Source organism: Winogradskyella vincentii (assembly GCF_020166345.1).
In the GTDB taxonomy this organism is placed as follows: Bacteria; Bacteroidota; Bacteroidia; order Flavobacteriales; family Flavobacteriaceae; genus Winogradskyella; species Winogradskyella vincentii.
Genome location: NZ_JAIUJS010000019.1, coordinates 1 through 3188 on the forward strand (window position 1 = coordinate 1; position 3188 = coordinate 3188).

Annotated in this window: 4 protein-coding genes; all 4 read right to left on the reverse strand. The window is 31.8% G+C overall.

What is annotated here, in order from left to right:
• Nucleotides 1–293: 293 nt before the first annotated feature.
• Complete coding sequence (locus LBV24_RS14920) at nucleotides 294–1280, reverse strand: type I restriction enzyme HsdR N-terminal domain-containing protein (protein ID WP_224479461.1); 987 nt, start codon at nucleotides 1278–1280, stop codon at nucleotides 294–296.
• Nucleotides 1281–1467: 187 nt separating this feature from the next.
• On the reverse strand, nucleotides 1468–2178 hold the full coding sequence (locus LBV24_RS14925; protein ID WP_224479462.1) for a DUF6090 family protein: 711 nt from the start codon (nucleotides 2176–2178) through the stop codon (nucleotides 1468–1470).
• A gap of 203 nt (nucleotides 2179–2381) precedes the next feature.
• Nucleotides 2382–2843 carry a hypothetical protein gene (locus LBV24_RS14930; protein ID WP_224479463.1) on the reverse strand — a complete coding sequence of 154 codons (462 nt, stop codon included), beginning with the start codon at nucleotides 2841–2843 and terminating at the stop codon, nucleotides 2382–2384.
• The gene (locus tag LBV24_RS14935) at nucleotides 2821–3069 is read right to left on the reverse strand and encodes a hypothetical protein (protein ID WP_224479464.1); all 249 of its coding nucleotides are present in this window, start codon (nucleotides 3067–3069) and stop codon (nucleotides 2821–2823) included. Before LBV24_RS14935 ends, LBV24_RS14930 begins: the two co-directional genes overlap by 23 nt.
• Nucleotides 3070–3188 lie beyond the last annotated feature (119 nt).

Below are 3188 nucleotides of genomic sequence, written 5' to 3' on the forward strand. Positions count from 1 at the left end.
CCTATTAAAAATAATATTACACAAATTAAATATTCGGTTTTTGAGTAGTAGCTAATTCCACCTATAATTCCAAATGCTGTCCATAATAGGTTTGTTAATATTTCACTTTTATTTGCTTTATTCATAGTTTCGGATGTGTTCGGTCATATTATTGCCAACGGTTTTGTGTAAGCGTCAGTAACGGGAAAGTGCGCGAGTACTTTCCGCTGACGCAACTAATTTAGCAAAACGAATTGAATTTCCGATTAGGAAATTCAGCCGTTATTGCGCTTACACGTTGTTGGCAACTGGCTTTATTTTTCAATTGACACATATACTTTTTCAATTCCGAGTTTTTGCCATTTTCCATTTCTGAATTCTGGTCTTGACCTTAAATTTCCTAAAACTCCAGAAGTTTCTCTAAATCTGTGAGCATTCCAGACTTTTTGTTTAGATGTTCCGTTTTTATAAAAAGTCGTAATGTAAGCAGTCTTGGTATTTAACAATCTGCGTTTAAATTCCGATTCCGTTGGTGGATTCAATTCGATTGGTAAAATTCCATTTGAATAGTCAACTATTCTTGTTTTATAGATTTCTCTTTTTGGCAATTCGGATTGAGTTGGTAAGGTATTTTTTGCTTTAATCTCAACTTTTAAATTCTCTAAAACAGATTCAATTAATTCTCCATCATATTCGTCAAGGAAATCCTGTTTTATTAATTCCGATAGTTTTTCTTGATAACTTTCATCAAGAAGTTTTTTTGTAAGTTCCTTATGTTCTTCTCTGCGATTTAATTTTTTCAGTCCGTTGAGCGTGAATTCTCTTAACGAATCTTGGTTAAAATTTGCTTTTGAAAATAGTTCGACAAATTTTACTCCTTTCTCATTGTCTTTCGTAAACTTAATTGTTTCTAAAAGTATTGGGTCATCTTGTTTAGCTAAATTACCATCGTAAAAAATTTGTATTGCTTGTCCGATTAAAATTCCATACTCAAGTTTTAATTGTCTCATATAAGAAAACAATTGTTGCTGAAACCTTGAATTGAGAGGAATATTCGGTTGCTTTATTTCAATGACAAAAAGTTTTCTATTGTCAGCAGATTTTATCACAAAATCAGGCGTGATTTTATTTACCGAACCAACTTGGAATGAAGGTCGAATTTCTATATCTCCTAAATATTCTTTCCAGTCCAAAACTCTTAATGCTTGGACGACTTGTTGTTCAAAATCGCTCTCACTTATATCACTCCGAACATTGTCGGATAATAAGAAGCAGATTTCATTCCATTTTTCGTTATTCATTTTAGGTTTTCTCGGTTTTTTCAGCTTGTTGCCAACGGTCTCGGCTATGAGTAGTTGCGTGGGTTAGCACTTAATTTTGCAAGTACACACCAAACTGAAAATCCGCGAGGATTTTCAGAAGTAGGCGGGACCAAGCAATTGATTATAGCCATTGTTGTGCTTTCGTTATTATTTAAGTAAATAAAAATCATTCGTTTGTTTCTTTGAAGATTAAATCAATTATTTCATTAGCAAATTCAACTTGACTTTTATATTCTCTTATCTTATTATTAAGTAGAAAAATTTTCCAATCAACACTATTATTTAATGCAAGATTCTTTTGATACATTGGTAAATCTTTAATTGTATGGTCAGGACTCCCAAAATTAATTAATAATGGACCAAACACATTTCTATTATATTCAGTAGCTCCCATATCTGGACCTCTTTTTATAACCTCGACTTGGCGATAATAGAGAAACAGATTATCTACAATACTATCGTTTTTTAAAATATCAATCTGGCCAGAGGACACAATATTTTCGAATGCGGTTTTATTAACTGTAAATTCCCTTCCAGTCATAAGGCTAATAATATTATTGGTAATTTTACTAAAATCATTTTCATTCTTATTTTTCAGAGCATTTCTCAAAGTTCGCATTTGTACAATTGTTATGCTGTCTGATCGAATTAAACCCTTGTAGAGTAATAAGTCTTCATTTAGGTTATTAGTTATTTTATTTAAAAAAACAACTTCCTTTGCTTTATCCTTATTTTTTGTATTCCAGTTATTAATTGTTAACGCAATTAAGATTCCAATTACAACAAGAATTATCTCTCCAATAGCGTAAAGTAGATATTTACTTAATTTGTTTTCTGTCAGCAATTTTTGCCGAATTTTTCTAAAGAATTTTATCATTGTTTAGATGTTTCTCGAAAGTTAGTATAATTATTTTATTCCGTTCGAGTGAGGAATAATGAAGCACAACGGTCTCGTATAACCGTCAGTTACGGGTTAATATGCGTTAATTTTCGGTTTGACACTGACGTTAGCAATTCCGAGTGGATTCGGACGTAGTCGAATCCGCCGTAATTGCGGTTATACATTGTTGTAGCACGTTTTTATTTTTTCCAGATATTGTCCCATTTATCCTCAAATATTTGTAAATCTGTAACTTTAATAGCAATCGGATAATTTGGTTTTATAGGTTTTGTCCTTGGCTTATTAAAATATGCGTCATCTGTTTTTTCAATCAAGTCTATGAATTCTTTTCTTGAAAGAATAAAATATCTAACGTGATCATTTTTGTCGATATGAACAAAAACAAATGGGCAAAGAATTTTATCTCTTATAATATTCCTTTGATCGTGTCTTAATCCAATATTGAAACTTGTATGTTTTCTGGTCGTTTTTACTTGAATATTCACTGTTTTATCCGTTTCTGGATTTAGTCCAAAAATATCGACTGACGGATAATTTTTTAAAGTTAAACTAGCAACCCAACCTTTTAAACTCATCATTCCAGCTACAAAATATTCGCCAGTCAATCCAATAAGATGTTTATTTAGATTTTTTTTGCTCATAAAGGTAATTTTCCCATTCTTGTTTTAATTTCTCAACACTATCAGAAGCGTGTTCCCAGTCATTAAATTCGACTTTGATTGTTGTTCCGTTTGCATTGTCAAAAGTTACGTAAACAACATGGCTCGGTTTCAATTCATTTTCGGTATTCGTATTGTGTTGGACTGCTAAAATTTTATCTAATCGTAAAATTGTATCTCCCAACCAAAAGGTTGATTCTGTACTCATAATTTTTTTTCTCAAAATGTGCTACAACGACCCTCGGCTATTATTCGTTGCGGTGGACGAGGCACGTTAAAAGTTTACTTTTAAAAGTGTTAGTAGTCCAAAGAGCAACGGACAAAAGG